This window comes from Candidatus Binatia bacterium, assembly GCA_029248525.1.
Taxonomy (GTDB): Bacteria; Desulfobacterota; Binatia; order UBA12015; family UBA12015; genus UBA12015.
In genome coordinates this window covers 1-5,068 of sequence record JAQWJE010000012.1, presented here as the reverse complement: position 1 = coordinate 5,068, position 5,068 = coordinate 1, and the positions used below count along the sequence as shown (strand labels likewise).

The window sequence follows — 5,068 nt, the reverse complement described above, 5'->3', positions numbered from 1 at the left end:
GACACCGTCAACGGCACCACACGCCAGAAGCTGGTCGACATCCGCGTGGCCGAGTGGTGGCCGGGATTCGATTACCGAGTCCTGGTGCGCTTCATCGTGCCGCTGGACGCACCCGCAACTGGCATCCATCTCACTGGAGGGAACACGCCGACAGCTCTGCAGTCCGACCGCGCGGTGAGCTGGCTTGAGGCACCTCTGCTTGCCGGCGGCATCGGCATCGTCCAGACCGTGGTCAAGGCGTCGCTGACTGGCGGCGCCGCCACGGAGGTCGCGATGGTAGAGCGCCTTCTGGCAACCCTGAACATGCGCTACTCCCAGATCTGGATCTGGCCGATGATCGAGATGCGGGCCATCACCGCTGCCTACACCGAAACAGCCCATTTTCTTCCGGGGAAGGTGGCCATCAGCGGTGGATCCAAGAACTGCATGACGCCAACGGTAGCCAGCATCCACGATGCGCGGATCACGGCGGTGTGGGGCAGTGTCTGCTCGCCCTGGCTCTCACCACTGGATCTATTGGAGGAAGAGGCGGTCGAGGACGTCGAGGCTGCGAATGACTGGTTCTTCGACGCCCTCGCGAGTGGATCGATCTCCCCCGGCCGCTTCACCGAGGAATGGTACCTCGACAAATCCTATGGCTCTCCCACCAGCCTGCAGCAACTGGCTCTTGCCGCGGGCTGGACCTGGGAGGACCTCCGCGCTCTTACCAGTTCCACCGCCGCCGACTTGCATCTTTCGGTGAGCTACGACGCTCTGGTCGCCCGAGGAAACGAGTATTTCTACGCACCCGGCACACACGACTACGTGGCGAGTGATCTGGTCGAAGGCCAGGCGAGCAATCCCGAGATCCCTGTATATATCGAGGCCAACGGGGGCCACGGTCCGGGGGGCCATCCGGCCGGCGAGACCGACGAGAACAACAGATTGGCATTTTTGCGGCGGCATTTTTTGGCAACGACCACGCCAATGCTGGAGACACCCGCCTCGAGCTACTCCCTCGACGGAAACCAGCTGAGCATTGCGGTCAACTTCACAGACGGCCCCGAGCCAGCCAGCGGGCGGATCTGGTGGGCGTACGACCGGGCGCCGGGCGGATCGGGCGCCTACATTTGGGCCCTGATTCCCGACGATCAGTTTGCGGACATGACCTTCGACCCCGCCGACGGCACCTGGAAGGTGACGATCGAGGTGGATCGAAGCAAGGGGACGGTCGACTTCTGGAGCAACCACGGCCACGTCGTCGACGGAACCCAGACCTATATCTCGAGTCCCTACACGCGGGTGGATCTCACGACCAATATTCGCACCACGCGCTTCAAGATACGGGACGACGCCGTCCTGCCCATCGAGCCAAAGAAACGCAAATTCACCTTCAAGTCGTCCGCCTTCCGGGGAAGCCCGTCGGGCGTCATCACGCCAGCCTATGGCAGCGAGGGGGATCCGACCCCCGCGGGCGCGAGCGGCGGTGGCGCCACGCTCACGATCCATCAGGTCTATGGAGGCGCAGAGAACGCCGTCACCCTGGACCTCCCCGCCTCGCGATGGGAGCAGAGCGGCTCACCGCTGGTGCCGGGCTATCGCTACAAGGACAGCAAGGTTGCCGACGGCCCGATCCAGAAGATCCGGATCCGCAACGGCACCCTCACCATCGCAGGCAAGGGAGAAGGCCTCTACACGCTCGAGGGCGCACCGCAGGGCCGAATGGCGCTACGCCTCCAACTTGGGAACGGGGCCGCCTTCTGCGCGACCGCAGGGGCGAAAGGCCCTGGGACCGCAAACGACTCGACAGTAAAATTCAACAGCGACAAGTCGGCGCCGCCCGCTCCGTGCCCCCCGGTGAACCCGGCCAGCTACGGCTCGGCGACCCGAGCGTTCCTCGAGTCGCCGACGAGCCTTCTGGATTGAACCCATGCCGCAACACCTGCCAGAAGACCCCGACAGCACGATCACGGGCAGGTCAAGACTGGGATGTTCGAAACTGAATGAACAATCCGGAAAAACAGCAATGATGGAAACCATCGAAAGAGAGCGATTCAGGATGAAAAATCGATTGACGGCCGCCGTATCCAACCGGCTGGAAAAGTTAGGGATGCCGTGAGGCTCACGTCCACTCCTTCTCGCCCTCTTGTTGCTGTCCGGCGGTGCCGGCGAAGCGCTGGGGCAAACCATACAGGGCCAAAATCTGCTCGTGATCGGGCACAGTTTCTTTGTGCCGATCGCACGAGAGTTGCCGGCGCATGCCAACCGCGCCGGCGTCGTGGGCCATACCCAAAGCGAGGTCTTTTCCGGCGGGGAAAGCGGCACACCATCGTCGCTGTGGGAAAGCCCCACCAAGAGCGCCGAGATCAAGAGTATTCTGGACACCGGCACGGTGGACATCTTCGCCATGACCTACGACCCGGATTCCGAGGCTTACGAAGAGTGGATCGGCTACGCCCTCGCGGCCAACCCGGCCACCACGATCTAGATCGGCTTGCCCTGGATTGATTTCCCGTCGGACTGGACGACCGAAGCGTATACAACCACCTGGCTCACGGGACATCGCACCGGATGGCCGGCTCTCCTCGCGTCCCTTGAAGCGCTCTATCCGGGAGTCGAGATCCTGAACCTCCCCTATGGGCAGAGTGCCATCGAATTGCGGCTTCTCTTCGATGCGGGCAACCTTCCCGACATCAGCGACATGACCGGTTCGGCCAGCGACGCACTTTTCACCGACTACAAGGGACATGCCGGACGAATCCTCAAGGATACCGCCGCGATGGTCTGGTTGTCCACGCTCTACGGAATCGATCTCTACGACTACAACTGGAACCACGGCTACACGACCGACCTGCGGCAAATCGCGGGCGCGATCATGGACGAAAATGACCAGATTTATGGGACCGACATCGAGGTGGATCTGATTCGGTCGACGAAATTCATGCTTCGCGACGACGCGACCCCCCCGCTCGATCCGAACAAGCGGCGTTTTTCTTTCCGCTCCTCTTCCTACAAGGGCGAGGCGTCCGGGGTGACGACGCCCGAATTCGGCACCAGCGGCGACCCGACCAGCGCGGGCGAGACCGGCGGCGGCGCCACGCTTACGCTCTACAGCAGCACCTCCGAGACGCCCGTCATCGGTTCCGTGCAACTCTCGCTACCCGCCACGCGCTGGGAACAGACGGGCTCTGCCGCGAGACCCGGCTACCGTTACAAGGACAGCGAACAGGTCGAGGGGCCGATCCAGAAAATCCTGCTGCGCAATGGCAAATTGAGCATCTCCGGACGCGGGGCCGACCTCTATTCGCTCGAGGACGCGCCTGTGGGTGAAATGGTACTTCGTCTCACCTTGGGCAGTGGCGTGGAATTCTGCTCCACAGCGCAGCCCAAAAGCCCGGCCGAGCGCCACGATACGACAGCGAAATTCAACGGAGACAAGGCTTCGCCGATACCCGACGCCTGCCCGTCCATGCTCCCAACGCCCTATGGCTCGGCCTCGCAAGCGTTTCTTGAAGCACCCGCGAGTCTGCTGGACTGATGCCGCTGTGGCCGCCTGCGGGGGATCCTCGCAGGCGGCCCGCGCAAACTTCGAATAGCAGGGACTGCTCTGGAGGAACACTGGAGGAGCTCTGGAGCAACTCTACAGCACGCCTACCCGATCTCCGGAGGAGACCTTTCCCGATGTCCGGACCTTCGCATAGACGCCCAGATTCCCCTCGGCCTGCTGCACCAAAGCGCGCATGATCCCGGGGTCCTTGGGCAGGTCCGCGAGCGGATGGGTGACCATCGAGCAACGCGGGCAGGTGCTGGGGATCTCGAGTACGACGTCGCCGATCTGGATGGTTTTACCAACCCATTGCTGCTCGGGAAAAGGATGGTCCTCGCCGGGGACATCGATCAGCAGGTTGGGCCGAAACCGCCGGATGTCGAACTTCGCATCGGGGTTGCGGCGGCTCATGGTGTCCAGCGATTGCCGACTCATCAGCATCAGGGGAAAGGCATCGAAATAGGTTCCGGGCGGGGATTCAAACTCGAGGACTTCCATGAATGGTGCCAGATCCGGCAGGGGCTCGTCGGGTAGCCGCCCGAAGACCGCACGGAGCTCGGCTTCGAAATCATCGCTATCGGGCGCCCCGCGCCGGTAGTGGTCGAGCTGGTCTGCGGGAAGAATCGGCCAGAGGGTTACCGGGTGGTCGAGTTTCCCGGAAAGCCATTCGTGGATGCCGTCATCCCCCGCGCCTGCCGAGTCACCGTCAGGGGCGATGATCGTCGGCGCGGGTTCTGCGGTGGTTGCCGCCAGCGTCATCAGGGCGGGGATTTTCTTCCCGCCGCGAATGCCGCCGCGCTCTTCGTCGCGCACCGCCCAGGCCCGATCCCCCACAAGACCCTTGTCGGTGATTTGGGCGGACTCCAGTGACTCGCCCATCATGGACTTGATCGGGTAGCGGAATATCTGCTCAAGCGTTGCGTCGTTCATGGTTCACTCCTGATTGTTCACGAGATCAGCAGTCGAGCGGCTTTCGTGCAATCCTCGGGAAACCACCGAGGAATCTCAGAGAAGAGCCACGACCAACAGGCCAAGGCTCACCAGGAGGCCAAGGGCGCCGATAACCAGGATCGCGCCCACGACAATCACCATCGGGACGACGACGAAGGCCTTCATGAACCAGATCGCGGCTTCGAGGATTCGATCCATCATCAAGGGCCTCGTGTATCACGAATCCGGTTCAACCTGCTCGCGTCCCGCCGCAGAATAAGGTCCCCCCCGCAGGGAGAAAAAAATGGCGGCGGGCAGATTTGAACTGCCGACACAGGGATTATGAGACCCCAGCTCTACCAACTGAGCTACGCCGCCGTGGACCTGAAGAGGAGTGGGTAACAACGGGAAAACGGCTTGTAAAACCTCAGAATCCGGCCGCGGCCTCCTGCCCGGCCGCAATCATGATCGTGTCGCCGACCTGACGGGCGCTGACCACGTCTTCATCGCGGCGAATTTCATGCAAAACGCCGCCGGTCAGATCCAGACATGAGAGCAATCCGCCGTAGCAACATCCGGTATCCATGGCGATCCAGCCCAGGCGTGAGAAAA

At 62.4% G+C, this 5,068-nt stretch carries 6 protein-coding genes and 1 tRNA gene; 3 read left to right on the top strand and 4 right to left on the bottom strand.

Going from position 1 to position 5,068, the window contains the following annotated elements:
- From P8K07_02670 to P8K07_02660, 3 genes are all read left to right on the top strand, one after another.
- Positions 1 to 1,905 (top strand): hypothetical protein (locus tag P8K07_02670; GenBank protein MDG1957421.1); only part of this gene is annotated, 1,905 nt, incomplete at its 5' end.
- A 283-nt stretch (positions 1,906 to 2,188) separates the two neighbouring features.
- Positions 2,189 to 2,467 carry a hypothetical protein gene (locus P8K07_02665; protein ID MDG1957420.1) on the top strand — a complete coding sequence of 93 codons (279 nt, stop codon included), beginning with the start codon at positions 2,189 to 2,191 and terminating at the stop codon, positions 2,465 to 2,467.
- Positions 2,468 to 2,473: 6 nt separating this feature from the next.
- Positions 2,474 to 3,517, top strand: a complete 1,044-nt coding sequence (locus P8K07_02660; GenBank protein ID MDG1957419.1) for a hypothetical protein — start codon at positions 2,474 to 2,476, stop codon at positions 3,515 to 3,517.
- A 102-nt stretch (positions 3,518 to 3,619) separates the two neighbouring features.
- On the opposite strand, the gene P8K07_02655 is transcribed toward P8K07_02660, so the two are convergent.
- From P8K07_02655 to P8K07_02640, 4 genes are all read right to left on the bottom strand, one after another.
- Positions 3,620 to 4,456 (bottom strand): MOSC domain-containing protein, encoded by an 837-nt coding sequence (locus P8K07_02655; GenBank protein ID MDG1957418.1) that lies wholly within the window; start codon positions 4,454 to 4,456, stop codon positions 3,620 to 3,622.
- A gap of 75 nt (positions 4,457 to 4,531) precedes the next feature.
- Entirely contained in the window at positions 4,532 to 4,678 is a 147-nt protein-coding gene (locus P8K07_02650; GenBank protein MDG1957417.1) for a hypothetical protein, read from the bottom strand.
- Positions 4,679 to 4,761: 83 nt separating this feature from the next.
- Positions 4,762 to 4,834, bottom strand: a tRNA-Met gene (locus P8K07_02645).
- Between the two features lie 49 nt (positions 4,835 to 4,883).
- On the bottom strand, positions 4,884 to 5,068 hold a 185-nt coding region (locus P8K07_02640; protein MDG1957416.1), incomplete at its 5' end, for a hypothetical protein.